General features: G+C 38.5%; 25 protein-coding genes and 1 pseudogene. 16 read left to right on the forward strand and 10 right to left on the reverse strand.

Features of this window, described 5'->3' with window-relative positions; genetic code table 11:
- Positions 1–11 precede the first annotated feature (11 nt).
- The 4 genes from ACM03V_RS13270 (at position 12) to ACM03V_RS13285 (ending at position 3,525) form a co-directional block, all read left to right on the forward strand.
- Positions 12–1,382: a histidine phosphatase family protein gene (locus ACM03V_RS13270; protein ID WP_414621257.1), complete on the forward strand. Its 1,371-nt coding sequence runs from the start codon at positions 12–14 to the stop codon at positions 1,380–1,382.
- A gap of 124 nt (positions 1,383–1,506) precedes the next feature.
- On the forward strand, positions 1,507–2,769 hold the full coding sequence (locus tag ACM03V_RS13275) for a dihydroorotase (protein ID WP_414621258.1): 1,263 nt from the start codon (positions 1,507–1,509) through the stop codon (positions 2,767–2,769).
- 19 nt (positions 2,770–2,788) lie between these two features.
- A complete protein-coding gene (locus ACM03V_RS13280) occupies positions 2,789–3,205 on the forward strand; it encodes a XisH family protein (RefSeq protein WP_414621259.1) in 417 nt (138 codons plus the stop codon).
- The gene (locus ACM03V_RS13285; protein WP_414621260.1) at positions 3,193–3,525 is read left to right on the forward strand and encodes a XisI protein; all 333 of its coding nucleotides are present in this window, start codon (positions 3,193–3,195) and stop codon (positions 3,523–3,525) included. The genes ACM03V_RS13280 and ACM03V_RS13285 overlap by 13 nt, the downstream gene beginning before the upstream one ends.
- A 102-nt stretch (positions 3,526–3,627) precedes the next feature.
- On the opposite strand, the gene ACM03V_RS13290 is transcribed toward ACM03V_RS13285, so the two are convergent.
- Entirely contained in the window at positions 3,628–4,257 is a 630-nt protein-coding gene (locus ACM03V_RS13290) for a hypothetical protein (RefSeq protein WP_414621261.1), read from the reverse strand.
- Positions 4,258–4,640: 383 nt separating this feature from the next.
- Here ACM03V_RS13290 and ACM03V_RS13295 point away from each other — a divergent pair, with 383 nt between their 5' ends.
- From ACM03V_RS13295 to ACM03V_RS13305, 3 genes and pseudogenes are all read left to right on the forward strand, one after another.
- Positions 4,641–5,276: a restriction endonuclease subunit R gene (locus tag ACM03V_RS13295; RefSeq protein WP_414621262.1), complete on the forward strand. Its 636-nt coding sequence runs from the start codon at positions 4,641–4,643 to the stop codon at positions 5,274–5,276.
- Positions 5,277–5,651: 375 nt separating this feature from the next.
- Positions 5,652–7,451, forward strand: a complete 1,800-nt coding sequence (locus ACM03V_RS13300) for an SUMF1/EgtB/PvdO family nonheme iron enzyme (protein WP_414621263.1) — start codon at positions 5,652–5,654, stop codon at positions 7,449–7,451.
- 96 nt (positions 7,452–7,547) lie between these two features.
- Positions 7,548–7,673: pseudogene (locus ACM03V_RS13305) on the forward strand (four helix bundle protein); the annotation flags it as partial.
- 245 nt (positions 7,674–7,918) lie between these two features.
- On the opposite strand, the gene ACM03V_RS13310 reads toward ACM03V_RS13305, so the two are convergent.
- Positions 7,919–9,487 (reverse strand): phytoene desaturase family protein, encoded by a 1,569-nt coding sequence (locus tag ACM03V_RS13310; RefSeq protein WP_414621264.1) that lies wholly within the window; start codon positions 9,485–9,487, stop codon positions 7,919–7,921.
- A 207-nt stretch (positions 9,488–9,694) separates the two neighbouring features.
- Here ACM03V_RS13310 and ACM03V_RS13315 point away from each other — a divergent pair, with 207 nt between their 5' ends.
- Positions 9,695–10,519, forward strand: coding sequence for an ABC transporter ATP-binding protein (locus tag ACM03V_RS13315; RefSeq protein WP_414621265.1), 825 nt, complete (start codon positions 9,695–9,697; stop codon positions 10,517–10,519).
- Positions 10,520–10,643: 124 nt separating this feature from the next.
- A complete protein-coding gene (locus tag ACM03V_RS13320; protein ID WP_414621266.1) occupies positions 10,644–12,086 on the forward strand; it encodes an MlaD family protein in 1,443 nt (480 codons plus the stop codon).
- A 68-nt stretch (positions 12,087–12,154) separates the two neighbouring features.
- Here ACM03V_RS13320 and ACM03V_RS13325 read toward each other — a convergent pair whose 3' ends face one another.
- Both ACM03V_RS13325 and ACM03V_RS13330 read right to left on the reverse strand, forming a co-directional pair.
- Entirely contained in the window at positions 12,155–12,433 is a 279-nt protein-coding gene (locus ACM03V_RS13325; RefSeq protein WP_414621267.1) for a DUF3288 family protein, read from the reverse strand.
- A 375-nt stretch (positions 12,434–12,808) separates the two neighbouring features.
- Positions 12,809–13,321: a hypothetical protein gene (locus ACM03V_RS13330; RefSeq protein ID WP_414621268.1), complete on the reverse strand. Its 513-nt coding sequence runs from the start codon at positions 13,319–13,321 to the stop codon at positions 12,809–12,811.
- A gap of 395 nt (positions 13,322–13,716) precedes the next feature.
- On the opposite strand from ACM03V_RS13330, the gene ACM03V_RS13335 reads away from it, so the two are divergent.
- From ACM03V_RS13335 to ACM03V_RS13345, 3 genes are all read left to right on the forward strand, one after another.
- A complete protein-coding gene (locus tag ACM03V_RS13335; RefSeq protein ID WP_414621269.1) occupies positions 13,717–14,286 on the forward strand; it encodes a DUF2808 domain-containing protein in 570 nt (189 codons plus the stop codon).
- Positions 14,287–14,703: 417 nt separating this feature from the next.
- Positions 14,704–15,336, forward strand: coding sequence for a ParA family protein (locus ACM03V_RS13340; protein WP_414621270.1), 633 nt, complete (start codon positions 14,704–14,706; stop codon positions 15,334–15,336).
- Positions 15,336–16,193 carry a hypothetical protein gene (locus tag ACM03V_RS13345; RefSeq protein WP_414621271.1) on the forward strand — a complete coding sequence of 286 codons (858 nt, stop codon included), beginning with the start codon at positions 15,336–15,338 and terminating at the stop codon, positions 16,191–16,193. Before ACM03V_RS13340 ends, ACM03V_RS13345 begins: the two co-directional genes overlap by 1 nt.
- 128 nt (positions 16,194–16,321) lie before the next feature.
- Here the strand turns inward: ACM03V_RS13345 and ACM03V_RS13350 are convergent, their stop codons facing one another.
- Entirely contained in the window at positions 16,322–17,209 is an 888-nt protein-coding gene (locus ACM03V_RS13350) for an alpha/beta fold hydrolase (RefSeq protein ID WP_414621272.1), read from the reverse strand.
- 385 nt (positions 17,210–17,594) lie between these two features.
- On the opposite strand from ACM03V_RS13350, the gene ACM03V_RS13355 reads away from it, so the two are divergent.
- Both ACM03V_RS13355 and ACM03V_RS13360 read left to right on the forward strand, forming a co-directional pair.
- A complete protein-coding gene (locus tag ACM03V_RS13355; protein WP_414621273.1) occupies positions 17,595–18,635 on the forward strand; it encodes an acyltransferase family protein in 1,041 nt (346 codons plus the stop codon).
- A gap of 161 nt (positions 18,636–18,796) precedes the next feature.
- The gene (locus ACM03V_RS13360) at positions 18,797–19,075 is read left to right on the forward strand and encodes a Calvin cycle protein CP12 (protein ID WP_414621274.1); all 279 of its coding nucleotides are present in this window, start codon (positions 18,797–18,799) and stop codon (positions 19,073–19,075) included.
- Positions 19,076–19,077: 2 nt separating this feature from the next.
- Here ACM03V_RS13360 and ACM03V_RS13365 read toward each other — a convergent pair whose 3' ends face one another.
- Together ACM03V_RS13365 and apcB are read right to left on the reverse strand one after the other, a co-directional pair.
- The gene (locus ACM03V_RS13365; RefSeq protein ID WP_414621275.1) at positions 19,078–20,019 is read right to left on the reverse strand and encodes a TlyA family RNA methyltransferase; all 942 of its coding nucleotides are present in this window, start codon (positions 20,017–20,019) and stop codon (positions 19,078–19,080) included.
- 142 nt (positions 20,020–20,161) lie between these two features.
- Positions 20,162–20,671 carry an allophycocyanin subunit beta gene (apcB, locus tag ACM03V_RS13370; protein WP_414621276.1) on the reverse strand — a complete coding sequence of 170 codons (510 nt, stop codon included), beginning with the start codon at positions 20,669–20,671 and terminating at the stop codon, positions 20,162–20,164.
- A gap of 415 nt (positions 20,672–21,086) precedes the next feature.
- Here apcB and glnA point away from each other — a divergent pair, with 415 nt between their 5' ends.
- Positions 21,087–22,502: a type I glutamate--ammonia ligase gene (gene glnA / locus ACM03V_RS13375; RefSeq protein ID WP_414621277.1), complete on the forward strand. Its 1,416-nt coding sequence runs from the start codon at positions 21,087–21,089 to the stop codon at positions 22,500–22,502.
- Positions 22,503–22,740: 238 nt separating this feature from the next.
- Here the strand turns inward: glnA and ACM03V_RS13380 are convergent, their stop codons facing one another.
- Positions 22,741–22,941, reverse strand: coding sequence for a hypothetical protein (locus tag ACM03V_RS13380; protein WP_414621278.1), 201 nt, complete (start codon positions 22,939–22,941; stop codon positions 22,741–22,743).
- A gap of 453 nt (positions 22,942–23,394) precedes the next feature.
- Between ACM03V_RS13380 and ACM03V_RS13385 the strand changes: the two genes are divergently transcribed.
- Positions 23,395–24,453 (forward strand): class I SAM-dependent methyltransferase, encoded by a 1,059-nt coding sequence (locus ACM03V_RS13385; protein ID WP_414621279.1) that lies wholly within the window; start codon positions 23,395–23,397, stop codon positions 24,451–24,453.
- 928 nt (positions 24,454–25,381) lie between these two features.
- Here the strand turns inward: ACM03V_RS13385 and patX are convergent.
- Positions 25,382–25,594 (reverse strand): heterocyst-inhibiting protein PatX, encoded by a 213-nt coding sequence (patX, locus tag ACM03V_RS13390; protein WP_414621280.1) that lies wholly within the window; start codon positions 25,592–25,594, stop codon positions 25,382–25,384.
- Between the two features lie 426 nt (positions 25,595–26,020).
- Positions 26,021–26,257 (reverse strand): hypothetical protein, encoded by a 237-nt coding sequence (locus tag ACM03V_RS13395; protein WP_414621281.1) that lies wholly within the window; start codon positions 26,255–26,257, stop codon positions 26,021–26,023.
- Positions 26,258–26,777 lie beyond the last annotated feature (520 nt).

Consider the following 26,777-nt stretch of genomic DNA (forward strand, 5'->3'; position numbering starts at 1 on the left):
GAGGGGAAAAATTGACGCGAGTAATAATAGTACGCCACGGTGAAAGCACTTATAATACCGTTAGACGGATTCAGGGACATTTAGATAAATCGGTATTAACAGAAAAAGGTTGTAGTGATGCGGTAAAAGTGGGTAAAGCACTCAGTAATATTTCATTTGATGCGATTTATTGCAGTCCCCTCAAGAGAGCAAAACAAACCGCAGAAATTATCCACGGTGAAATCAAAGCTAATTTAGGTAATATTCCCGCTCTAGAAGAGAATTTAAAGATAAAAGAAATTCACCTACCTTTGTGGGAAGGAATGCTGGCTACAGAAGTACAAGAAAAGTTTCCCGAAGATCATAAAGTTTGGAAAGAAAACCCCGATAAATTGCGGATGCTGGTTCAAAATGGTGAAAAAACCGTTGAATATTTTCCGATTTTGGCACTATACGAACAAGCAAAAGAATTTTGGCAAGAGATTTTACCCAAACATCAAAATCAAACTATTCTTGTAGTAGCTCATAGCTGTATAAATCGCTGTTTAATTCAAACTGCAATTAAAATCACTCCTGGTTATATGCAGCATATTCTGCAATCGAATTGTTGCATCAATGTAGTGAATTTTGCTGGGTTACTAGAAGATAAAGTTCAGATAGAATCATTCAATCAAATTCAACATATGGGAGCAACTTTACCTTCATTGCGTCCCAATCATCAAGGAATTAGATTATTATTAGTCCGTCACGGAGAAACTGACTGGAATCAGCAAAGTAGATATCAAGGGCAAGTTGATATTTCACTTAACGAAAATGGTAAACTACAGTCTGAGAAAGTAGCAGATTTTCTCAAAGATGTATCTATAGATAAAGTATATAGTAGTTCCTTGTTGCGGGCAAAAGAAACCGCAGCAATTATTTTGCAGCAGCATCAAGGCATTAATTTAGAATTAGAATTAGAATTAGAATTAAATGATGGATTTAAAGAAATAATTCACGGGGCTTGGGAAGGAAAATTAGAGACAGAAATCGAGCAAGAATTTCCCGGAGAATTGCAGCGCTGGCGAGACACACCAGAACAATTCCAAATGCCTGCGGGAGAAAATTTTACAGATTTTTGGCAGCGTACAGTTGAAGTTTACGAATCAATTATTGAAGCAGCATTAACAGATAAATTAAACACTATATTAATTGTTGCTCATGGAGGTACCAATCAAATTTTACTTTGTCATATTTTAGGATTATCAGCAGAACAATTTTGGAGTTTTCGTCAGAGTAACTGTTGCTTGAATGTGATTGATTATCCTAAAGGTAAGAACGGTATTCCTGTAGTGCAAGGAATTAATTTTACTTCTTATTTAACAGGAAGCGTGTTGGATGAAACGGTAACAGGAGCGTTGTGAATTGGGAATTAGGTAAGGAGAGAGGGGGTAGAGGGGGGAGATGGGGTAGAGGGGATAGAAAAAATTCCTCACTCCTAACAACTAACAACTAACAACTAACAACTAACTATTAACTATTAACAATATGACAAAAGAATTATTACAACAAGTAAGAGTTATTAATCCTATATCTAACACCGATAGAGTTGCTGATGTTTTGATTGAGGATGGTTTTATAAAGTCAGTTGCGGATAAAATTTCCGATATTCCCGACAATACTTCTATTCGTGATTGTGCATCTTTAATATTAGGCCCTGGATTGGTAGATTTGTACAGTCATTCTGGGGAACCAGGTTTTGAAGAAAGGGAAACTGTTGCTTCTCTGCTCAAAGCTGCTGCGGCTGGTGGTTTTACTCGCATTACTCTTTTACCGGATACATCCCCAAGTATTGATAACCCCGCAGTTGTCGCACAATTGCAGCAGCTTTGTAAAAATTCAAATTCTTCTCTTCCTCTGCTTAACATTTGGGGTGCGATTACCAAAGATGTTAAAGGCGAAAAAATGACGGAATTAGCAGATTTAAAAAATGCGGGAGTTGTTGGTTTCGCGGATGGTGATGCTTTGAATAATTTAGCCTTAGTGCGGCGAGTGCTGGAATATCTGCAACCGTTGAGAAAACCAGCAGCTTTTTGGTGTTGCGATCGCAATATTTCCTCAGATGGAATTATGCGTGAGGGTGCGGATTCGATTCAATGGGGTTTACCGGGAAATCCTGCTGCGTCGGAGACTTCAGCAATCGCGGCTTTACTAGAATTAGTTGCTAGCACTTTTACCCCTACCCACATCATGCGGGTTTCTACTAAAAGAAGTGTGGAATTAATAGAAGATGCCAAAGCTAAAGGTTTACCCATCACAGCCAGCACTACTTGGATGCATCTTTTACTCGATACTTCTTCTGTTAAAAGTTATCATACAGCGTTAAACTTAAAACCACCTTTAGGTAATCCAGAAGATATGATGGCATTGCGTCGGGGAATGCGCGAAGGAATTTTAGATGCCATAGCGATCGATCATTCACCATTTACTTACGAAGAAAAAACTGTAGCTTTTGCTCAAGCACCTCCAGGAGCAATAGGTTTAGAATTAGCGCTACCTTTGTTATGGCAAAATTTAGTAGAAACGGGTGAATTTACAGCTTTAGAATTGTGGAAAGCGCTTTCTACCAATCCAGCAGAATGTTTAAACCAAAGTCCAAGTAATATTGTAGCTGGTGAAAAAGCCGAATTAACTTTATTTAATCCCCAGGAAACTTGGAAGGTTGATAGCAATAATTTACATAGTTTATCGAGCAATACACCGTGGTTGGGAGAAGAATTGACGGGGAAAGTTGTCGGGATTTGGTGTTAGTTAAAGGGATAATAGAAAAATGCCAGCTAGAGATATTTATCATGATGCTCTCAAAAATGCTTTGTTAAAAGATGATTGGATAATCACCGATGACCCTTTACATATAAAATGGGGTCTGAGAGATATGTATGTAGATTTAGGTGCGAAAAAATTATTAGCTGCACAGAAAGCAGAAAATAAAATAGCCGTAGAAATCAAAAGCTTTATTAGCCCTTCAGAAATACAAGACTTCAAAGAAGCTGTTGGAAGTTTTGTTTTGTATCGTGCTGTTATGCATCGTGTTGAACCCGAACGAACATTGTATTTGGCAGTACGCGATAATATATATAATGCTTTATTCCAAGAACCAATTGGTACACTATTAGTAGAAAGTGACAACATTTATCTAATCGTATTTAATGTTGACGAAGAGGAAATAGTGCAATGGATACCTTAGATTTTCAAAATATTATCAAAGAAACGTTAATTGAATATACCAAAATTCCCTATTCTTATGGAGATATTGAATATAGAACAGTTTTTGATAGCGAAAATGATAATTATTGTATAGTAACTTTAGGATGGCATGGCCCAAAACGAATTCACGGCTGTTTAATTCATTTAGAAATTATTGATGGCAAAATATGGGTACAGCGAGATGATACGGAAGATGGTGTAACTTACGATTTAGAAGAAGCTGGAATTCCTAAAGATAAAATTGTTTTAGGCTTTCATCCACCTAATGTTAGACAACATACGGGTTATGCTGTTGCTTGATTAAAACTTTTCTATTTTTCTATTAAGTTATTTTTTCAATCCAAAAACCCGGCTTTGTCTAAAAAACCGGGTTTCTTCAAACTTTAAATTCACTTAAAAAACTTAATCTACTTGTTCAATTGCCTTAGCACCCAAATAAGGCTTATTTTCATAAACTTTAACTACATCTGGGGCAAAATCTAAATCGTAATCTCTTTTAATTACCGCTGCGTCAAAGGTTCCGATTACGCCACTTACTTCGACATTTGTACCAACTGGAGGAGCATTTTGATCGCTTACTACTAAGATTGGTTGTCCTCTTAGAGATTCTTTATCGTAAGCGATAAATGCTTTTGGACCAACAATTTCTGTAACTTTGGTACTGACGGTAACATTTTCTCCAACGAGTTCTGCATTAGGTAATCCAGCACTTTCAGGTATGCTATCAGTAGAATCTGGTACTGCTGCACCTGGTACCGCTGCACCTGTAGTTCCCGTAGTTCCCGTAGTTCCTGTAGTTCCCGTAGTTCCCGGAACTTCTGTAGTTGCTGTATCTCCTGTAGCTGTTGCTCCCGGTGCTTGTTCTGTCGGTTCTACTTCGCCTATAGTATCATTTGTTGTATCGCAAGCAGGAAGCACTAACGCCAAAAATGCGATCGCGATCGCGCCGTTGGTTTTGCCTATTTTTTTGATTAAATTACCGATTTTAAAACCTTCTTTAGCAGTTACGCTATTATTTGTAAGTCTACTCATAGTCTGTAAATTTCCTTAATACGCAATTATATTCAAATTACTTTGCAATTCACTTACTATTAAAAATAATCTCTATTTCTAATAGTGAATCAACGCGAGCAAAAGGCATGATAATTGATTCATACCAAAATTTGAATACAAATATTTATTAACTTTAGCTTAAAATAAGTGAACTGTTTATAACTTCTATCTCTAGAAAGAGAATAAAATTGATTAGAGTATTAGATTAAATCTGGCTTTGATTGTTCTCTAACTTTTGGTGGATGCGATAAGATCACTGGTAGATAATTAAAATACGAAGCAAAATTGCAAAAAATCATTTTAAAATATTGCTACAGTTGGCTATATAGATAGATAAAGAATTAAATAGTCCCAATATAATTATGACACTTCTCAATGCTCGCAATTTATCTTTAGAAGATGTTCAGCGTCTTCTGGGATTTGAAGAAGATTATAATGATTCATTTTCTTCGTTATTATCTCTCGAAACTCTAACAGAATCAGAACAACAAGAACTTTTACAGATTCGAGATGATTTCCGTAGTTATCTTACGGCTGGTAAAGTTTCCGAAGGGCAAGTTAAATTTTTGGTAATTGCTCCTTTGATGCGATTAGCGGGTTTTTATAGTTATCCAATTCAAATAAAACTCGAAGAAGATATTGCTGAAATTAAAATAGAAGACGAAGATACGAGCATAACTGGCAGATTAGATATTCTAGCTGTCAATAAAGTTAGAAAGTTCGCAGATAAAACGTTTTTCTGGGTATTATTAATCGAATCAAAAAACAGCGGTATTTCCCCATCAGAAGGTTTACCTCAACTTTTAACATATGCCTATGAAAGCTTGCAGCATCAAACATCAGTTTGGGGCTTAGTTACAAACGGACAATATTACCAATTTGTGTATATTCAACAGGGAAATTCAACAACTTATCATTTAATGCCATTATTAAACTTGATGGAACCAAATCGTGCAGTTGAATTATTACAAGTACTTAAAGCAATTTGTCAGCTTTAGTTTAAAATTACACATAAACCTAACCCCCCTACCCCCCTTCCCTATGAGGGAATGGGGGTTTTTAAGCCTCTCCCCTAGTAGGGGAGAGGTTTGGAGAGAGGTTTTCTTTTCCGGAGATGTCTATTACCATTCCGCTCTGGCTCAAATGTAGATTACAAATTCCCATAAAACCAATCCCACCCAAATCGGAAAACAGCGCAATATTCCTGCTTCATCTCCTCCTAATTTTCTCTTTAAAAAAGGATTTTATTTCTGAAGCATCCATGTTAAACTCAATAATCGCAAAATTTATGGTAAATCTCCCTACTGCATAAGTAGCAACTTGGGTCATCTATATAGATATAGTATTAAATATAAAAATAAAAACCTTCTGCGATGAGCAGTGAAAATCCCGTTAAAACAATCTTGGTACTGTCAGCGAATCCCAAAGGTACGAACTCATTGCGTCTGAGCGAGGAAACTCGTGAAATTCGGGAAGGGTTACAACTCGCAAAACAACGTGACAAATTTAAGATAGAGTCAGCACAAGCAGCACGCTACAGAGATATTCAAGATTCTATTATGTATTATGACCCCCAAATTATTCACTTTTCTGGGCATGGTGCAGGAGAAGCAGGCTTAATATTTGAAGATAACACCGGACAGCAAAAGCTAGTGGATACAGAAGCATTAGCTCAGATGTTTAAACTGTTAGCAACGCGAATTGAGTTTGTAGTACTCAATGCTTGCTATTCCGAAATTCAAGCTCTTGCGATCGCCCAACATATAAATTATGTTATCGGCATGAGCAAGGAAATTGGGGATAAAGCCGCTATTGAATTCGCTGTTGGGTTTTATGATGCTCTAGGGGATGGAAGCGAGTTTGAGTTTGCGTATAAATATGGTTGTAGCGCTATCCGCATGGCAGGAATTCCAGAGCATTTGACACCCCAATTGTTGAAAAAAGAAGATTTTCGTGGAGAAAATATAGAAGACACCGCTCCTGTAATCAGTTCACCTCCACAGGATACTCGTGATGTTATCGTTATTTCTCCTTCACCCATACAAGAAGAAAACAATATTATTGAATATCGTCAAAAAGTTGAAGAATTCGCTGATGATGGCATAATTTCTGATATTGAATCCCACATACTAGACAATTTACAGAAAAAGCTCGGATTAACCGATAAAAAAGCCCGTGCAGTCGAAAAAGAAGTATTAGAACCCTATGAGATTTATAAGCAACAATTTACCAAAAAAGTAGATGCACAAGGATATCCACTGAAGGAAAAGGCTCAAGTTGAATTAAAAAAGCTGCAAAACTACTACAAAATTAAAGACGAATACATAAATTTACTAGATGGGGAAGCTGAAAAATTTCAATATTTCGAGACAGCCACCCTGGATAAAAATCACCAAATCAATCGTAGCCGTGGAAAAGCCGAATATTTCAAAGAAGATTTAGGCAATGGCATATTCTTAGAAATGATCAAAATTCCTGGTGGTAGTTTCCTCATGGGTTCCCCAGAGAATGAACCAGAAAGAAGCGATCATGAAAGTCCGCAACACAAAGTCACTATTCAACCCTTTTTCATGGGTAAGTTTCCAGTTACCCAAGAACAGTATCAAGCAATCATGGGTGAAAATCCCTCCAAATTCAAAGGTAAAAATAAACCTGTTGAACGTGTAAGGTGGGATAATGCAGTAGACTTTTGTGGTAGAATATCCAAGAGGACTGGAAAAACCTATCGCTTACCTAGTGAAGCTGAGTGGGAATATGCTTGTCGGGCTGGAACGAGAACTCCATTTCACTTCGGCGAAACTATTACTACTGACCTAGCGAACTATGATGGTAATTATACCTATGGTTCTGGACCCAAGGGTAAGTATTTAGAGCAAACCACAGATGTTGGTAGTTTCCCTGCTAATACCTTTGGGCTGTACGATATACATGGAAATGTCTGGGAATGGTGTCAAGATAGTTGGCATAAAAACTATCAAGGAGCGGCATCTGACGGTAGTGCTTGGATAAATTATAATGATGATGAGAATAATTATGGATTGCTGCGTGGCGGTTCGTTGAGCAGCAGTCCGGGGTACTGCCGTAGTGCGTTTCGCTACAGGTACGAACACGGTGACACCACCTCCTCCGTCGGGTTTCGGGTTGTCGTTGCGTCGTTTTCCAGGGGTTCTTAGCCCTTTGCACTTTAACCCTATTGCCCTTTAGACTTCTTTCCTTTTCCCTTAGCCCCGCGCGAAGCGCGATTTTTTTTGCTAATTTTGAGGTGCTGGATGGATGATTTACCTATCATACAGAAAACTTACGATTTAATCAAGTGGTCTGTACCAATATTAAATCGGCTGCCCAGAGATTATAAGTTTACTTTGGGAGAAAGGATGATTACAGGACTGTATGACTAGGGTGTTGACTTTGTGCATTTTGAGGGGGTAAAAAATCATGCAAAAAACGTGTTCGCCCCTTAAAGTGCGCCCTCTCCCCCTTCCCCTCTCCCAAGCTTGGGAGAGGGGTGCCCTTCAGGGCGGGGTGAGGGAGAAAGATTATGGTTGTTACTGGCATAAAACTTGTATGAACGAAGCACGCGGAAATTCTATCAAAGTCAACAGCCTTGTGCGGTTGAAACCGCCAGATTTGTCATAAAACTTCATCCCAACAAATCCACCAACTCCATCACCTGAGAAGATTTCACCAAAGAATTCGCGCACAAAATACCGCTCGCAGCCACCGCAGGAACTCCAATTCCTGGCATGGTGCTATCACCAACGCGATACAATCCTTTAATCGGTGTATTAGTACTGGGAAACATTCCCTTACCAGCAGCGATCGCAGGGCCATAAGTTCCTTGATATCTTCTTAAATAACCAGCATGAGTTAACGGCGTACCAATTAGTTCTAAAGCTACACGTTTTCTAATATCTGGAATTACTTTTTCTATAGCTCTATATAAGGTTTGCGCTTTTTGCTGCTTCTTCTCTTCGTAATCTTGATTTTTTTCCCATCCTGCAAATGGCTCCAAAGTATAAGCGTGAACCACATGATGGTTTTCTGGAGCTAAAGAATTATCCCAAACAGTAGGAATAGAAATCATGCAGGTGTTTCCCGGTACGCTAATATCTTGTTGAGCATCGTGAACTACTACATGATGTCCCGTCAAATTTTCTAAACCTTCACCGCGAAAACCTAAATGTAAATGCATGAAGCTTTCCACCGCAGGAGTATCCAAAGCTGCTTGACGATAAGATGCTGGTAAATCTTGAGGAAGTAATAATTTGCTGTAAGTGTCCCAAATTGTGGCGTTGGAAATTACTACAGGAGCTTTTATAACCTCTTCTTTACCCCCCTTTTTTAAGGGGGGCTGGGGGGATAATTCCTTTTTTAAGGGGGGCTGGGGGGATAACCGCACTCCAATAGCTTGACCATTTTCTACGATAATTTGCTCTACATGACATCCCAAGCGTAACTCCCCACCATGTTTTTTCAACCCTTTGACTAAAGCATCTACAATTGCGCTACCACCTCCCAAAGGATATTCAATTGCAGTATTAGAACGTTCGCCCAACATAAATGCTACTTCCGGAGCAATAGTGCCGCTTGCTTTTAAACCCGACAATAGAAAGCATTCGAGGTCAATTAGCCGCCGTACCCAGGGGTCTTTTACAGTAGCATCCATCACCGAACCCACAGAACTTTGCACTAAAGGCAAATTGGGCAGCATTTTTAATAAAGACGGTAAATAACGCCCTAGTAAAATCGGAATTAACTGCCAATCGGAACGCAAAGCTAAAGTCGGAATACCTTTCATCGCTTCGTATAGCGGCAACAAACGTTTTTCAAATTCTGCTAACTCCCTTGCTCCTTGCGGCGTAATTTTAGCCACTTCTTCCCGGTAACGCTGGTAATTACAGTAAACTGCAAAACTACCTTCAGGAAAATGATAGTGTCCGAGAGGATCGTAAGGTACAGTTTGGAGAGATTCGCCTAAAATATCGAGTACTTGTTTTACAGGATTCAAACTTCGCGCGTCACTAAGTCCACAATAGAATGAAGGGCCAGAATCAAATTCAAATCCTTGTCGTCGAAAATTATGAGCAGCACCACCAGCTACTGTATGGCTTTCGCAAACTATTACCCGCTTTCCGTAACGACTGAGTAATGCAGCAGCAGTTAACCCACCGATACCACTACCAATGACTATGACATCAAAATTTTCCATTATTAGTTGTTAGTACTCCACATTAATTTTAAAGGGTTCGTAGTAGCGCTTTAGCGCCTCATATTCCGGAATTCGGATGCGCTAAAGCGCTACTACGAACAATGATTTATCCATCATATTTAATGTGATGAACTACTAATTGTTAGTTGTTAGTTATTAAAAGCCACTATCCACTAACTACTATCTACCTACTTTCACAATGTAGTAATGACAGAACAAATATTAGAACAACCGCTAGAGCAACCATTAGAACAACCACTAATCGAATTAAAAGGCGTTTCCAAGTCGTTTGGTAGCAATAAAATTTTAGATCAGGTAGATTTTACAATTCACCGGGGAGACGCATTAGGAATAATTGGTCCTAGCGGTACTGGTAAATCTACTATTTTGCGGATAATTGCCGGGTTGACTCCTGCCGATGAAGGAGAAATTTATGTACAAGGGGTGCGAAGAGAAGGTTTGATAGAAGATGGAGCCTCGGCAGTGGGAATTGGTATGGTTTTTCAGCAAGCAGCTTTGTTTGACTCGCTAACAGTAGATGAAAATATTGGCTTTTTGCTTTACCAGCATTCAAATCTTTCTAAAAAAAGGATTCGGGCATTGGTTGATGAAAAATTGGAAATGGTAGGTTTACCCGGAGTAGCGGATCGATTTCCCGCAGAACTTTCTGGAGGTATGCGGAAGCGAGTAAGTTTTGCTCGTGCTATTATGTCTAATCCCGACAAGCCCGAGGAAACGCCAGAAATTTTACTGTACGATGAGCCTACAGCCGGATTAGATCCCATTGCTTCGACGGTAATCGAAGATTTAATTCGGCAATTGCAGGATGTAAACGAAACTTCTAACAGCTATGCGATCGTTACTCACCAACACAGTACAATTCGTCGCACTGCCGACAGAGTTGTGTTTCTTTATCAAGGTAAAGTGCAGTGGGAAGGAAAAGTCGGGGAAGTTGACACCACAGACAATCCTTCTATTAGACAATTTATGAGTGGAAACATTGATGGCCCAATTAACATTGCTGGTGCGTGAAAATAAAAACAAACATTATCTTCGCAATTACGATTAATTACCGTCTTTATAAAACATAAATGATAACAGAATGCATAAATACTTATTTACAAATTTGAAACGTAATTTTAAAGGGAGGTAAAAAATGCGATCGCGATTGATTAGAGAAGGTTCTGTTGGATTATTAATATTATTGGGTTTGGGAGTCTTTGGATTAATTTTCCTCTGGCTCAACAGAATAAACGCCGCCGGTAATAGTTATAGTTTCATCGTAGACTTTCAGGACGCTGGCGGAATGCAAAAAGGTGCTGTCGTTCAATATCGGGGTGTGAAAGTAGGCAATATCGCTGATGTTAGAGCAGGTGTGAATGGTGTAGAAGTAGAGCTTGATATCAATAAACCCGACTTGATAATTCCCCGTGATGTCAAAATTGAAGCGAATCAGTCTGGATTAATCAGCGAAAGCATTATTGAGATTACACCAAAAAGAACTATTACCCGTGCGAATGTAGATGCTGGCCCTTTAGAAAAGGGATGCGATCCTACTATTATTGTCTGCGATGGCTCCCGTCTTAAAGGTCAAATTGGTATCAGCGTTGATGAACTTATTCGCTACAGCAGCCGTTTATCGGAAGTCTACAGCCGACCAGATGTATACGAAAATGTCAATCAAGCTTTAAAAAACACATCCCTCGCAGCAGCACAAGTTGCTCAACTGACTCGCGATGTCTCCAGCTTGACAAAAAGCACGCAACAAGAATTAAAAACTTTTGCTTCTGCTGCCAATCAAGTCGCAACTGCTGCAAACAGAGTCAGTACATCCACAGATAGAACTATAAATCAATTTGGTAATACTGCTAATCAATTAAACGCAACAGCAAAAGAATTTAGCACTACAGCAAGACAATTTAGAGGTACAGCTAGCCAAATTAATTCCACCGCCAATCAAGCAAACAGGCTGTTATCAAATATCGATAACTTAGTAACTACAAATCGTTCTTCACTTGTTACCGCATTAAACGACATCACAGCAACTAGTTCCCAATTAAGAACAACCGTTAGCAGTTTATCCCCAAGCATCAATCGGCTTACCACAGGAGAATTGCTCGAAAACCTCGAAACACTTTCAGCCAATGCAGCAGAAGCAGCAGAAGAGCTAAACGATATCACCAAAACACTCAACGATCCAAACAACCTTTTAGTACTACAGCAAACATTAGATTCTGCTAGAGTCACCTTCGAGAATACCCAGAAAATCACATCAGATTTAGACGACTTAACCGGAGATCCCAAATTCAGAGAAAACCTCCGCGAATTAGTAAATGGTTTAAGCGGCTTAGTTTCCTCCACCGAACAAATGGAACAGCAAGTCAAATTTGCTGCCACCCTCGACACCGTAAAAGCTAGTTTAGACAAACCACATCAAACATCAAAACCAATTAGAAAACAACCTTTTAGATTTGAATCCTCATCCAACACTTTTACAAATAGCGACACAATCAAACAAACTAAAAACTCACTCAAAGTAAATTCCTCACAAGAAGAACTTTTGAATCAACTTCGGGAATATCAGAAAACGCGAGAGTGAGAGGGGAGATGGGGAGACAAGGGGACAAAGAAAATATAGTTAACTCCTAACTCCTAACTCCTAACTGATTAATTCCAATCTTGTTCTTCCTTCTTCCCCTTGGTGCGGTAAATTCCACCGACGGCGTGAATTGCTCTGGTTTTCTCAAAAAGTTCTGCTTCTGTAATTCCCCATTTTTGCAGCACCTGATCCAAACCCTTTTGAATATCGAAGGCACCGGGAAAATTGAGATAGCGAATCCGTAAACGCGCTAATTCCACCAAATTAAGATCGCTCGCTTCCCCCACCAACAAATTTTCAAGTAAAGGGCGATCGCGATTGTATTGCGGATGTTGTTGCTCTTTCATAAAACAGTGAACAGTTAGCAGTTAACAATTATCAATTGTAGGGTGCGTTATTAGGGTGTTGACTTTGTGCTTTTTTAAGCGATTAAAATCATGCAAAAAACGTGTTTGCCCCTTATATATTGCCCTCTCCCCCTCCCCTCTCCCAAGCTTGGGAGAGGGGTGCCGGAGGCGGGGTGAGGGATTGCACGATAAATCGCTTACTACAAACCTACAAACCCCTCATAATTAATGTGTCGGAATACTAACAAAGTCATAAAAGCACGTTTTAACTACATAAAAAACAACACTCAGCCCGATAAATCGATCGAACTGAGTAAATAATTATCAATATTTAATTTTAGATATCAATACAAAATCTTCCTAACTGTTAACTGCTCACTGTTCACTGTTAACTGTTAACTGCTTCCAACACCAAGCAAAAAGAGTACCGCCTATTACTAATTTTGAAACTTCAAGAACCCAGTAACCGCCATGCAATAAATTCATATGGGCGGGAGTTTGAGTGATTGCTTCAAGCCAGTTTAATTGCAATCCAATAGCAGACATTTGTGGAGTTAAAAGATAAGTATCAACTAAAGCGATCGCGAATAATAAATTTGCACCGAAAATAATCTTTTTCTGCCAGTTTAAATTAACTTGACTAGAAGCTAAAACGCCAGTTAATACCAACCCCGCACACAATAATTCAACGCGGTTGAAATTCCAGAAAATTGTATAGCCAGCAGATGCAAAACTAGATTGAGTCATCATCCCAGAAACGTAAAGACTAGGCATAATTACCCAATCTAAAATTACGCTAGCACTGAGCCAGAAACCCAAAGTTAAAATAACAACATTTTGCCAAACTGGGCGCTTAAATTCTACGCTGGAAGTGGAAATGGTATTCATAAAAAAATAATTGCTTCGTTATATTCTTAGTGTGAAACATGATTGTTTGTTTTGACCACTAATCTCAACTATCCTTTACAAACCTGTCGTATTTTTACGGGAAATATAGTGTTTACCGTACCTTTTTTATTACATTTCTTAATATTTTGGTTTAAGTAAAGTAGTGTAAATAAATCATTATAGTTTGTAATATTTTACCTGGCGATTTAAATCGCGGCTACACAAGCGAAACCCGCCTTCGCGGGTTACAAATTAGTTAGTCCACGGAGGTGGACTTTGCCTGTGTAGCCAAGCCACTGCGTTGCGGAGGTTCCCTCCGTTGTAGCAAGTGGCGTGCGAATTATATTCGCCAGGTAACGCATTAAATCAAACCTTCAAATCTTGAATTATTAATCATGCGCTTCGCAATTATATTCAGCACCTTTCTTGCTTGCATCATCGGGATTGAAATTTCCACAGTTCGATTAAGTCAAGCAGTACAGTTACGAGATGGGAAAGTGTACTTTGTTCAAGCCCCGCGCTTGCTCAAAACAACAACTACTTTTAACGATGTATATGTATGGGGTGCGACATATTACTTTACAGTTAAAGTACCATCAGATGCGGGAGAACCTTTACAACAAATAACGATTAATCAGCATTCTGGATTTGATTATATAAACTTTGATTTAAAAGACAGTTTTGCTATATCGAAAAGCAACGGCGAAAAAGAAAAGTTGCCGCTGCAAATTACAGAAAAACGCAAATCAAAAACAATATCGGTGACATTTAATCCACCAGTTGAACCCGGTAAAACAATTACTATTGCTTTGAAACCAATCCGCAATCCTTCAGTTGAAGGGGTTTATTTATTTGGAGTGACAGCATTTCCTAAAGGCGAGCAATCCCACGGGCAATTTTTAGGTTATGGAAGATTGCATTTTTATCGGAATAATAATTCTTTGTTTTCAACCTTTGGGTGGTGAGTGAATATAGGTTTTGACCTCTCTCCAAACCTCTCTCCTGCAAGGAGAGAGGCTATAATCTTGCTCCCCTTCCTTCCCAGGGAAGGGGCTGGGGGTTAGGTTTTTTTAGGTCTGTGTTGGACTAACCGAAAACCGCCAGTAGTAGATAAACAAAACAAACCATTAGATAAAGTCAATCTACTCCTGGGTGATATTTTTAACTTAGATTAGGGTGCAGATTTAGTTGTTTTGAGTGCTTGCGAAACAGGCTTAGGGAAAAGTGTTCCCGGTGAAGGATTAATAAGGTTCGTAGTAAGGACTTTAGTCTTTGAAGCGATAAATTGCTTACTACAAACCTATTTTTAACTTCTAACTCCTAACTGACTTTCCCCAAAACGCGGTATATTTTCTGATATAGCGTTGGGGGGGAAAGGATAGATGCCAAAAGTTATAGCTATCCTCAATGGGAAGGGAGGAGTTGGTAAAACCACGACTTCAATAAATCTTGCAGCATCTTATGCGGAGAAAAAAAAGGTACTTTTGGTAGATGCGGATGTACAAGGTTCAGCTAGTTGGTGGTTCTCAAGAAGTGATTCGGGGATGGGGTTCGATCTATCTCAAGAGACAAATCCGAAATTATTAAGTAGTTTACGCTCTATAAAAGGTTACGATTTAGTAGTAGTCGATACGCCTCCAGCGCTGCATTCTCAAGCACTAGCAGCAGTAGTCACAAATGCAGATTATTTGGTTTTGCCAACACCCCCAGCGCCAATGGATTTAGCCGCTTTGATTAATACAGTCAAAGAAGCAGTCACTCCTTCGGGTACTCCCCATCGAGTGCTGTTAACAAAAGTGGATACGCGAAGTTTGAGAGAAGCCATCGAAGCTCAAAATACTCTTTTGAGTTTGGGAATTCCCGCTTGTAATGCGTTTGTCCGTATTTACAAAGCCCATGAAAGAGCGGCGCTTGATGGGGTGGCGATTACTCAATTGCGGGGGAAAAACGCACGGGAAGCGGAGTCTGACTATCGCCGCGTGGCTGACGAATTACAGCGTGACTGGAGGAAATAATGGCTAGAAAACGTCTTTCTGATTTATTAAAAGAAGAAGTAAAAAAAACAGCAGGTGACGAATCAACTATTGATGTCCCTGCTTCTGAGGTAAAAGATATGAATAAACAAAGTAAAACCGCTCCTGTTGATTTAGAAGCAACTGTCAAGGAATTGCAAGAAACTTTAGAAAAAACGCGAAAAAACGAAGAAACTTTACAGCAGCAAGCGTCAGGATTTCAATCTACAATTGCCGAACAAGAAAAGTTGTTTAAGCAGTTGCAGAAAGAAGTTGATGAAGCGAAAAAGTTAGGAAATTTGCAGGATACTGTTGAAGATCTAAAACTTGAATTAGCAGCAGCACGTAAAAACGAAAAAAGCTTAGAGAAGCTAGTGGTCGAGTTACAGTTAACTTTAAAAGAGAAAGATGGATTAGCAGATAAGTTAGAAAATTTACAAGATAGCGCAGAAGAGTTTAAACAAGAATTAACAGCAGCACGTAAAAACGAAAAAAGCTTAGAGAAGCTAATTAGAGAGTTACAGTTAACTTTACAAGAGAAAGATCAATTAGCAGAAAAGTTAAACTCAGAACTTTATGCAGCTAAAAAAGATGCTCTACAGTTAGCAGAAGCTAATACCAAACTTACAGCAGAAGTTAATACAGCCGAGAAAATTGCCCAGATGGAGCCTCCTGCAACACAACCTGCTTCCAGACAACCTGCTGCAAAGCAACGAGTTCCCAATCAATCCGCAATAACCCAACCAAAGAAAGATTATTCATCATCATTAGCTTACAGAAAACATTACTCTCGTCCAACTGGCCCCCTTCCCGAAAAACCAAACAATGATAGTTCTGCTCCGATGTGGTTGTTGGATTAATCAGTTATCAGTTAACAGTTATCAGTGAACAGTTTGGAGTTGTAGAGACGTAGCACTGCTACGTCTGTAAAGAAGTCGAGAACTAATAGCTAAAAAAAATCTAAAATCTAAAAGAAACGCATCCGTTGTTAAAATCTAAAATCCAAAATCTCTTTTGCGGTAGTTTGTGGCTGTTCTAAATGAGGAACGTGTCCGCTATCTTTTATCCAAGTTAAGGTACTATTAGGAATTGCCCGTTCAAATTTATGGGCATCCTTAGTACCTAAAATTTTGTCGCTATCTCCCCACAATATCAGCGTTTCTTGCTTAATCTCTTCAAGTTGATTTGATTTAAAAGGTTGATAACCACCGCTTTTTGTAAAAGCAATTAAAGCTTTATTCCAATTAGGCATTTCTAAGTGGAGCGCACCACAATATAAAGCATCTTCAGTTGCAAGCTGTTTATTTTTATAAGCCGTGCGACTAATGCTTTGCCGTATTTTACGATTTTTCAAAAATTCTGTTGCTAGATAATCCAACGGTGGAAACATTAATCTACTTGCTGGTGAACCACCTGTCAAACCAGCACTATCGATTAATATCAGTTTTTCTACTATTTCCGGATAAGTTAAAGCAAAATCAATCGCTGCTGCTCCTCCCATCGAAGCACCAACTAAAATTACAGGCTGGTTAATCGAGTTCTTCCAAAAACAATGAAGATGGGTTTTTATCTCATTCGGGTTAAATTTTATCCCGTAGGGGCGATCGGTAAAACCAAAACCCAATAAATCGACAGCCCAAGTTTCATTTTGCGCTGCTAATAAAGGTAATAAACGACGATATTCCAACACCGAACTATCAAACCCGTGTAGAAGCAGAAATGGCGTACCATTACTACCCTGATGCACGTAAGTTGTAGCGATCGGTTGCTTGCTTAAAGGAGTTGTAAGAGGTGTTTGCTCTATAGTTTGAGCAAGAGCAATCGAAGCAGGTTCCGTTAATTGCTCAACCCCAGCAGGAAGAAATTTAGGAAACATAAGTTTTAGTTTATCAGCCTTGCGTACCCGTGAAGGATTAGAAAATAGGGAGTAGGGAGTAAAAGATGATGATGGATTGATGGAGTAATGGATTTTTTATTTCCCAATCTCCCCTTGTCCCCTTGTCTCCCCATCCCCCCATCCCCCCATCTTAAATTTACAGATTCTTCATACATCTATATTTCTGGAAAATATACCTATTCCTTACGGCATAGACCTTACAGATGATATTAAGATAAATTCGATATTTATTTTTTTTATAAATTGTTAAGGAATACATATATTTTTAGCCGAAGAAAAAATACACTGATACTCCGTACAAAGCCTTACTTATCAAAGATGCTTGTACCATTAGTAATTGCTTGAATTGCGGAGGTATCTATTAATGTCACAAAGAATAAACTGGATTGATTGTTGGAAAGGTATTGCAATAGTAACAGTTGTTGCAGGTCATGTTTTCTCAGAGTTGAAAATTGCAAAGTATATTTTCTGGTTTCATATGCCGCTTTTTTTCTTTATTAGTGGGTATCTATATAAAGAAAAATATGATTACTTGGCTTTTTTTAAAAAGAAGTTTTTTCATTTAATTGTTCCTTATATATCATTCCTGATCTTATTTAGTCTTCCTACTTTAGCGACATATATACAGGAAATTTGGCAAAATGAACAATCAGATTCACTGTATCAGTTACTATCGTTTGCCTTTCAACAATTGTACGGCGGTCAAATATTAACTGGTAGATTTGGGATTTTTTGGTTTGTAACTTGCTTATTTTTTACTCAACAAATATATAATTTTATCTATACTAAATTTTGCAGTGATAAATGGTTAATAAACATAATCATGCTGAATTTTTATTGTTTAGCTATGATTGATTGCTGGTTTTTTAACGATATTAATTTTCCTTGGAATGTGAATGTCGTGTTAATGGCACTTCCATTTTATTGGTTTGGACACATTGTATCTGAAAAACCGGCTATTTTTAATTCTAAAAAACTAGTTTTTACAGCTTGTATTGTATTTTTGATGCAGTTTTTAATAGATAACTTATTCTTAATAGGCATAAGTTTTGACATGAAATCAAGTAGTTATGGAATACCAATTATTAATTTACTTGTGGCTTTTTCGGGTATTATTATTGTTCAATATTTAGCAAAAATAGTAAATAAAATTAAGTTTATCAATAGCATTAGCCGTCAACTAGGTACTGCTTCAATGGTAATTATGTATTTGCATCAACCTATTCAATTAGGCTTACAAAAAATTTCATTTTTAAATGAAGGTATTATTAGATTAATTGCTGGTTTATTTATTCCATATATTATTTATAAAGTTATAATTAATTTCTCTATGACTAGAAAGTATTTTTTAGGTGAATATAAATCTGTATCAGGAATTAAATTAAAAAGTCTATCGAAAGTATGATTTCGGTATTATATACAGCATCGCAAAACTACCCCAAATATATTTCGGTTTTTACTACTGAACTATTTTTGAAAGAATATCTACACTGTAAAAGCAAACGAGTTAATAACTATATAAGTTTGTAGTTAATCTTTACCGAACAATATAGAGGGGATATTATAATGTCTAAAACTACAGAAGTTGTACAAACTGCGGCTAATTCTAATAAAGACGTAGTAAACACTCTTGAAACAGCTATCCTCGAAGCTGTTGCCGAAGCACGCTCTACTTGTGAAGTAAACGGAAGCGATTCTAATGACTGTGCTGTAGCTTGGGATATTGTCGAAGAATTGCAAGCTGAGAAATCCCATCAAAAGCAAGCAGCTAAAATCAAAAACTCATTGGATGATTATTGTGCAAGCAATCCCAATGCACTCGAATGTCGGGTATACGATATTTAGTATTAATTATTGTTCTGCTTCAAACTAGCAGCAGATTCAGTTGTAATTTGCTTAACGGCTGATAAATCCAGGGAAAGCGTCTCATTTTCACATCCCAACCATAGAAGATACTCAATATTACCAGCAGGGCCAGTTATAGGGGACCAAGTTAAATTTTTGTAATACCATCCTAACTCTGTAGCGGTTTGCAAAACTTGAAAAATAGCATCAGCTTGGTCATTTGGGTTACGCACAACCCCTTTCTTCCCAACTCGATTTTTCCCAACTTCAAACTGTGGCTTCACCAGCAACAAAGCTTCACGAGGAGATTGCAGAAGTTGCCACAACGCGGGTAAAACCTTAGTTAAAGAAATAAACGAAACATCTACCACAGCTAAATCAGGCAATTCCCTTTCATAAACCTCTCCTGTCTCAGATAGGGGAGGTAAATTTTGTTGATTATTATTGTTAATTAATTCTTTCTCTTCATCTCTACCCACTCTACCCCCTCTCCCTTCTCTACCCCCTCTATCCTTATCTCCATACAAATCTTGCGGGGTTAAATGCCGTAAATTAGTCCGCTCGCGTAAAACCACCCGTGCATCATTTCGCAACCGCCAATCAACCTGTCCGTAACCAACATCAATACCGTAAACTAATTTGGCTCCCGCTTGTAACAAACAATCGGTAAACCCCCCTGTAGAAATTCCACCATCCAAACAAACACGCCCTTCTACAGGAATATTAAAAGTATCCAAAGCCTTAGCCAACTTTTCTCCACCGCGAGAAACAAAACGCGACTTTTGCTTAACCCTAATTTCTGCCGCTACATCAACAGAAGTTCCCGCTTTATCCACCAACTGATTATCAACCATCACCTCACCAGCCTGAATTAACCGCTGCGCTTGCTGACGAGACGAAGATAAACCTTTTTCTACTAACAGAACATCAAGTCTTTGTTTCATTGTGAATTGGGCATGGGGCATTGGGCATTGAAAGGGAGAGGGGGGAGAAGGGGTAGAGTGGGTAGAATTTTTAAATCTTAACTCCTAACTCCTAATTCCTAACTCCTAACTCCTAACTATTCCCTACTCCCTACTCCCTATCTTAAATATCCGTCTCGCTCAACTCTCTTGTCATATAGTCAAACGGTTCGTCTACAAAGCTGGTATCGTCAATACCGGCAGAGGCAACTTGTTCTTTGACCATATCCTTCATAATTTGGATACCGGCAACTGTAGGAGAAATGGGAACTCCTAAAGAATTGTAAGTTTCGCGCAAACCTTGCAATACTCGCTCGTCTAGCACATCCATGCTGCCAGCAACTAAAGCATAAGTCGCGTAACGCAAGTAGTAATCCATATCTCGCAAGCAAGCCGCATAACGACGAGTTGTATAAGCGTTTCCGCCGGGACGAATCAATTCAGGCTGGTCTTCAAATAGCTTTACAGCGGATTCCTTGACTATAAATGCTGCATTGGAATTGATGGCAGCAGCTGCTTGTACTCTTTGGGTACCGCTTTCAAAATAAGATTTAAGCGAATCAACTGCGTTTCTATCTAAATAACGTCCGGTAACGTCATAATTCTTAATTAAATTTGTTACGGCATCCTGCATTTTATTATCCCCCAATTATTCCTATCTATGATTTGATAATAATTTGGCTAAAAGTCCATCACAAAACCTGTTTTGTGGTAACTTAGCCAAAAATCTGGCAAAAAGCAATCCATACTACTTAAGGATTCTAAGCCAAAGTTGACCCTTATAAGATGAACTTTTGTTTTTGTATAGATGATTTAGTCAATAGGTTAATATTACCTTTAGAATTGATTTTCTGTTACAAATGATACACTTTCTAGGTTTACCTGTATTTACGATATCTCAGGTGTATCAACGGTTCTCTTAAAAGTTTTTTTTTGAAGAAAAAACTTTTCAAGGTGCCCTTCAACAAGTGGTTTCAGCTTCTGAGAGTCAACAGTATTTTGAATATTTCCGTTTTAATCCATTGCATATCGGCAGATAAGGAGTAACTATGACAACCCCACAAGAAGTCTTGAAAATGATTCAAGACAATAATATTCAGATGATCGATCTGAAATTCATCGATATGCCAGGGATTTGGCAGCATTTAACAATGTTCCAGGATCAAATTGATGAAAGTTCTTTCACCGAAGGTGTACCATTCGACGGTTCCAGTATTCGGGGTTGGAAAGCCATTAACGAGTCGGATATGTCAATGGTGCTAGATCCAAATACTGCTTGGATCGACCCTTTCATGAAAGAACCCACCCTCAGTATTGTATGTAGCATTAAAGAGCCTCGGACGGGTGAATGGTACGATCGCTGTCCTCGGGTAATTGCCCAAAAAGCGATTGATTATTTGGTCGCATCGGGTGCCGGTGATACGGCATATTTTGGTCCAGAAGCTGAATTTTTCATCTTTGATGATGTTCGCTTTGACCAAACTCAAAATGCAGGTTACTACTACGTAGATTCCGTAGAAGGTCGTTGGAATTCGGGTAAAGAAGAAAGTCCCAACCTCGGTTATAAACCAAATTACAAAGGAGGTTACTTCCCAGTTTCCCCAACCGACACCTCTCAAGATATGCGGACGGAAATGCTGTTGGAAATGAAAAAATGCGGCGTTCCCATCGAAAAACATCACCACGAAGTTGCGACTGGCGGACAGTGCGAATTAGGTTTCCGTTTTGGTAAACTAATCGAAGCTGCCGATTGGTTGATGACTTACAAGTACGTGATTAAGAACGTAGCCAAGAAATATGGTAAATCTGTTACCTTCATGCCCAAGCCCGTATTTCAAGATAACGGCTCCGGTATGCACACCCACCAATCCATCTGGAAAGACGGTAAGCCTTTATTCGCTGGCGACAAATATGCGGGAATGAGCGAAATGGGACTCCACTACATTGGTGGAATTCTCAAGCACGCACCAGCACTGTTAGCATTCACCAACCCCAGCACCAACTCTTACAAGCGTTTGGTACCCGGTTACGAAGCACCAGTAAACTTGGCTTACTCTCAAGGAAACCGTTCCGCTTCCGTGCGTATTCCTCTTGCTGGCGATAACCCTAAAGCAAAACGTTTAGAGTTTCGCTGTCCCGATGCAACTTGTAACCCGTATCTAGCGTTTGCTGCAATGCTCTGCGCTGGTTTAGATGGGATCAAAAACAAAATCGATCCCGGCGAACCTTTAGATAAGAACATCTACGAGCTTTCTCCAGAAGAACTAGCTCAAGTTCCTTCTACACCAGGCTCTTTGGATTTGGCATTAGAAGCTCTGGAAAAAGACCACGATTTCTTAATCCAAGGTGGAGTATTCACCAAAGATTTCATCGAAAACTGGATTTCGTTCAAGTTAGATAGTGAAGTTAACCCGATGCGCCTACGTCCTCATCCCTACGAATTTTCTCTTTATTACGACTGTTAATTTAGATTTTCTTTGTAGAGTACGGTTGATTCTACACAATCAAAAATCATAAATAAAGCCACCCTCGTGAGGGTGGCTTTTCTTTGAAGAGAGAGGGGGAGATGGGCAGATGGTTAGCCATTGCGTTGGGCGGGTTCCCCGACTTGTAGCAAATGGCGCAACCCGTAGGGGGAGAGGGGGAAATTATTAACTCCTAACTCCCCTCCTCCCAATCTAAAATCTAAAATCTAAAATCGAATTAGCTCATTGTGGCATTAGAGCGATCGCAACTTGTCCAAGCGCTAGGATTGATTTTTCCTTGAACCGGGTTCCAATAACGAGATACTTCTCCGGGAAGCCCAATTGCTTCTCCGGCACGTCCGAGCATTGACTGTTGACGATTTTTAATAGTTTGATAATGACCTTGCATTAAAGCACGTGCTTTTTCTTGAGTAGTCATAATTTTTGGACTCCTTATATTTTATTAATATGTAGTAAGCTTATTTTTGCTTTTCTCAATTATAGAACTAATTCTGTAACAATGGCTACGGTTTTTTGCTTTTGTTGTCAAATCTAAACATTAATTTTTGTAAATTAGTTTCTACCTGAAGATTGGAAACCCATGCTAGGAGGCTATGTATCTAATTTATAAGGAGGTAGAGCCTTTAAAAATAGATTCTTACCATCCAAGCTGGAAAAGAGATAAAAAGATAAATATGTCAAATAAGTATGCATATATTTCTGTTCTTTTCTATTCCCTGTTCCCCTTTCCCCGTTCCCTCTGCTTAACATCTTCCCTTGGATAGGTCTTCGTCAAATTCACAGATTTTTTCTTAATATTTATGATTGTTTATTACAAAATATTTCCATAAAATGAGAATAGGTGACTTAATTGACGAAATATTGAATTATTATGCCGGACACTTTAACAAAACTGACTTACCAGACATTTCAACAGAGTAAAAGTATTTTTGGTTTAGCTCATAAAACCCTTAGCACGGGATTAATGAAAGCTTTATCTCCAGTAGATAAGAAAGTAACGCCAATTCCTACAGAGCTATTACTTAAATTACAAAAGCGTCTAAATGATTTATTAGAAGCTGACTGGGAAGATGCAGAGCGAGGCGTATATCCCAAAAGCTTGCTGTTTGATAATCCTTGGGAAGATTTTTTCCTTTACTATCCACAAATATGGATAGATTTACCTCAACTTTGGGAGCGAGCTAAGTCCGAAAAATTTCAAGATTTTGCACCAGATATAGATACTACAGATTATCCCCAATATTACGTGCGGAATTTTCATTATCAAACCGATGGTTATTTGAGCGAATCATCTGCTAACTTGTATGATTTAGGAGTAGAAATTCTTTTTAATGGTGCCGCTGATGCGATGCGACGCAGAATTTTGGCTCCATTAAAAGAAGGTTTGAAAGTATTTACTGATGTAACCCCACGTCAACAGCGTGTTTTAGATATAGCTTGCGGTACCGGGCGTACTTTAAAGATGATTCGAGCAGCCTTACCTCAAGCATCGTTGTTTGGTACAGATTTGTCACCAACTTATTTACGGAAAGCTAATCAGTTGCTGTCGGAGATTCCAGGAGAGTTACCGCAATTATTACAAGCAAATGCGGAAGAGTTACCTTATTTAGATGACTATTTCCATGCGACAACTTGCATTTTTCTTTTCCATGAATTACCAGCAGCAATACGTCAGCGAGTAATTAATGAAGCCTTCCGCGTGACAAAACCGGGTGGAACCTTTATTATTTGCGATTCAGTTCAAATGAGTGATTCGCCGGAAGTCGAACCTGCAATGCAAAACTTCCACGAAACCTTCCACGAACCTTTCTACATGAACTATGTCGTTGATAATTTAGTAGAGCGTTTAGAAAAAGCTGGTTTTGAAAACGTTGAAATGCAGGTTCACCATATGAGCAAATATCTAATTGCTCGTAAACCATTAATGTAAAGACGTATTAGCGTAGCGTGACCTAATGGTCATAATTTTACGTCTCCATAGATTTTAGGTTCAAAACTGAGGAAATAATAACGTTTTAAACATTAAGATCCCCCCAACCCCCCTTCTTTAAGGGGGGCTTTTTGTGATTTTTTTAGTTTGAGACTTATAAGAACAAAGCAAATACTAGAGACGAACTTTCGCCTCTAGTTATGAACAAGCATCGGATGCATAGTATTTAGGTGAATAAGTCACCTTTTTATAGAAATCATTGCAAATAAGCAAAAATAGCTTTGTTAGCTTTATTATCCGCTCCGGAGCGTAAATCAAGTTACTTGGTACTTGTGCTTATTGATTAATGGTTGAGCTTGAGTTGCATCTAGAAAAGATAAAAATAATTAGATACATCAACTCAATAGTTTGATTAATTTATATCGCCTCAAAAAAAAATTCCAGCCTCCCGACAGCAGATATTATCTGCTCAATTAAAAAAATAAGCAATTGCAAAAAATAGAGAAAACGTAAATTTAATTTTGTTTCCTCTCGGTAAATTAAGCATATTCAAATTAGATGTCCTACTAACGAGTCGAGCAGGAATCATATTTCAAATATGAAAACAAATGGAGGATTAAACTTTACAGTGGCTTTTTGGATGTGCGGGAGGAAAATTTCTCAATGAGGGCGCGATTATGATGCTATCGAACTAGACAGCCAACGATGTTACCGTTGATATATATGGTTTGACTGACTATTTATACAATCTGAAATAAATGATAACGAAAACTATCTAACTATGTCGTGTAGCAAAAATGATATCTGCACAAAGCTGCGGGAGATAAATAGTGATTAATAACACCCTACAAGCTATCTTGTAAATGTACTTGATATAACACGACTAACTGGTTCTATGCGTTGCACTTTTTATAACGATGCAGCAGAATTAAGCGTTGTTGGAATATTCCATAAACTCTCTACGTCCGCTACCTCTATGAGGTGCTTTAGGCTTGTGTGGATTGGATCTACTCAATAGTAATTCTTGCTCTCCAGAGGTGGAAAACATTTCTTTTGATAAAGAGTTTCCAATTCCTTGAAAGTTAACAGCTAAGGAGCCGAATACGAAACTTGTAACTAAAAGTGAAATAAGTGTACGCATAGTAAATGTCTATTTTTGAACTATCCACTTCACTGATACTTAGTTTTAATTAGTGCATCCGGAAATTTTACTAAATAGTACTTTTTTTTACTCTATTTTTTTTTTAAGAATGATTGGTGATGTGTTCTACTAATAACCAGCTACCAGCATGATTAATCCGACTGCAAAAAACCATGCATGACTTATCAGATAAAGATTATAGAGCTAAAATAATAGCTGATATTCAAGTGACAAGCTGATAAATGCATCCTTTGTATACAATTGGAGCGGTAATTTATAATCTGTAATCTTGCTGACGTATACGCTGGAAAATACCTTTGTAACAGTAAAGATTCCGTAGCTGCACTGTATTGGCGTTACCGTGTGAGTACTTAAGATGAGATGTGTCGCGACAGTTAACGCTAGTAAGGTAAGAATGCAAATTGTCTAAATAATACACTTGCTTTGTGAACCAATCGGGATGACTTGGTAATAAATTGAACTGCATAAACTATTGCGGCTGGTGCTTTTACGTCTTTTCATAAAGTTTGTGGGTTGACAATTCAAAGTTAAACGTCCAGCCCAGCGGATTGATTTTGGTTTTAACGGTAAAATCTGCAATCTCACTCCGGTAACGCAATTTCCTTGACACATACCTCTAACAGTACTTGTCCAAAAATCCATTGCAGATTTGTTAGTTGAGCTACCTAGTCTGCAAAAATTTGCGCTCCAATTTGCGGATGATAGCTAAAAAAACTTGCCCAGCAGTTATCCAAACCTCCCGGTTGTCAAGAAAGCTTAATAATACCGGCGGTTTCAACCGCACGTTGCTACAACGCCCCGCAACGCAATGGCTCTGCTACACAAACAAAACCTACCTGCGTGGGTTTAATACTTCGCTGCGGGAGAATTTTAAATGGACAACTTAGTCTGGTTCAGATTCGCCAAAATGAGTTCTAATTACTTAACGATCGCGACGTGCAGTGGTATTTCGGTCAAGAGAGTGTTGTACAATTCGAGGGATTAAATATTTCTAAAAATGCGTAAATCACAGTCAATCGATCGATGGACAACTGAATTTGCTAAAATTTCCTACTTTCATCGGGAAGTTACAAACCTCAATCTGATAGAACTCAAAGGTCAAAATTATTTGGCTCTTCATTACATAGTATGCTAAATTATGAGCAAGAAATCGCTGCAACAC

Source organism: Calothrix sp. CCY 0018, from assembly GCF_963920925.1.
Classification (GTDB): Bacteria; Cyanobacteriota; Cyanobacteriia; order Cyanobacteriales; family Nostocaceae; genus Rivularia.

What these genes read in the sequence shown, in the direction of transcription:
- ACM03V_RS13335 (WP_414621269.1), top strand. Translation starts at nt 13,717, where the DNA reads ATGCGCTTCGCAATTATATTCAGCACCTTTCTTGCTTGCATCATCGGG.
- apcB (WP_414621276.1), bottom strand. Translation starts at nt 20,671, where the DNA reads ATGCAGGATGCCGTAACAAATTTAATTAAGAATTATGACGTTACCGGA.
- ACM03V_RS13320 (WP_414621266.1), top strand. Translation starts at nt 10,644, where the DNA reads ATGCGATCGCGATTGATTAGAGAAGGTTCTGTTGGATTATTAATATTA.
- ACM03V_RS13380 (WP_414621278.1), bottom strand. Translation starts at nt 22,941, where the DNA reads ATGACTACTCAAGAAAAAGCACGTGCTTTAATGCAAGGTCATTATCAA.
- ACM03V_RS13340 (WP_414621270.1), top strand. Translation starts at nt 14,704, where the DNA reads ATGCCAAAAGTTATAGCTATCCTCAATGGGAAGGGAGGAGTTGGTAAA.
- ACM03V_RS13345 (WP_414621271.1), top strand. Translation starts at nt 15,336, where the DNA reads ATGGCTAGAAAACGTCTTTCTGATTTATTAAAAGAAGAAGTAAAAAAA.
- ACM03V_RS13385 (WP_414621279.1), top strand. Translation starts at nt 23,395, where the DNA reads ATGCCGGACACTTTAACAAAACTGACTTACCAGACATTTCAACAGAGT.
- ACM03V_RS13330 (WP_414621268.1), bottom strand. Translation starts at nt 13,321, where the DNA reads ATGAATACCATTTCCACTTCCAGCGTAGAATTTAAGCGCCCAGTTTGG.
- ACM03V_RS13275 (WP_414621258.1), top strand. Translation starts at nt 1,507, where the DNA reads ATGACAAAAGAATTATTACAACAAGTAAGAGTTATTAATCCTATATCT.
- ACM03V_RS13360 (WP_414621274.1), top strand. Translation starts at nt 18,797, where the DNA reads ATGTCTAAAACTACAGAAGTTGTACAAACTGCGGCTAATTCTAATAAA.
- ACM03V_RS13355 (WP_414621273.1), top strand. Translation starts at nt 17,595, where the DNA reads ATGTCACAAAGAATAAACTGGATTGATTGTTGGAAAGGTATTGCAATA.
- ACM03V_RS13310 (WP_414621264.1), bottom strand. Translation starts at nt 9,487, where the DNA reads ATGGAAAATTTTGATGTCATAGTCATTGGTAGTGGTATCGGTGGGTTA.
- ACM03V_RS13285 (WP_414621260.1), top strand. Translation starts at nt 3,193, where the DNA reads ATGGATACCTTAGATTTTCAAAATATTATCAAAGAAACGTTAATTGAA.
- ACM03V_RS13280 (WP_414621259.1), top strand. Translation starts at nt 2,789, where the DNA reads ATGCCAGCTAGAGATATTTATCATGATGCTCTCAAAAATGCTTTGTTA.
- ACM03V_RS13295 (WP_414621262.1), top strand. Translation starts at nt 4,641, where the DNA reads ATGACACTTCTCAATGCTCGCAATTTATCTTTAGAAGATGTTCAGCGT.
- ACM03V_RS13325 (WP_414621267.1), bottom strand. Translation starts at nt 12,433, where the DNA reads ATGAAAGAGCAACAACATCCGCAATACAATCGCGATCGCCCTTTACTT.
- glnA (WP_414621277.1), top strand. Translation starts at nt 21,087, where the DNA reads ATGACAACCCCACAAGAAGTCTTGAAAATGATTCAAGACAATAATATT.
- ACM03V_RS13365 (WP_414621275.1), bottom strand. Translation starts at nt 20,019, where the DNA reads ATGAAACAAAGACTTGATGTTCTGTTAGTAGAAAAAGGTTTATCTTCG.
- patX (WP_414621280.1), bottom strand. Translation starts at nt 25,594, where the DNA reads ATGCGTACACTTATTTCACTTTTAGTTACAAGTTTCGTATTCGGCTCC.
- ACM03V_RS13315 (WP_414621265.1), top strand. Translation starts at nt 9,695, where the DNA reads ATGACAGAACAAATATTAGAACAACCGCTAGAGCAACCATTAGAACAA.
- ACM03V_RS13290 (WP_414621261.1), bottom strand. Translation starts at nt 4,257, where the DNA reads ATGAGTAGACTTACAAATAATAGCGTAACTGCTAAAGAAGGTTTTAAA.
- ACM03V_RS13395 (WP_414621281.1), bottom strand. Translation starts at nt 26,257, where the DNA reads ATGGATTTTTGGACAAGTACTGTTAGAGGTATGTGTCAAGGAAATTGC.
- ACM03V_RS13300 (WP_414621263.1), top strand. Translation starts at nt 5,652, where the DNA reads ATGAGCAGTGAAAATCCCGTTAAAACAATCTTGGTACTGTCAGCGAAT.
- ACM03V_RS13350 (WP_414621272.1), bottom strand. Translation starts at nt 17,209, where the DNA reads ATGTTTCCTAAATTTCTTCCTGCTGGGGTTGAGCAATTAACGGAACCT.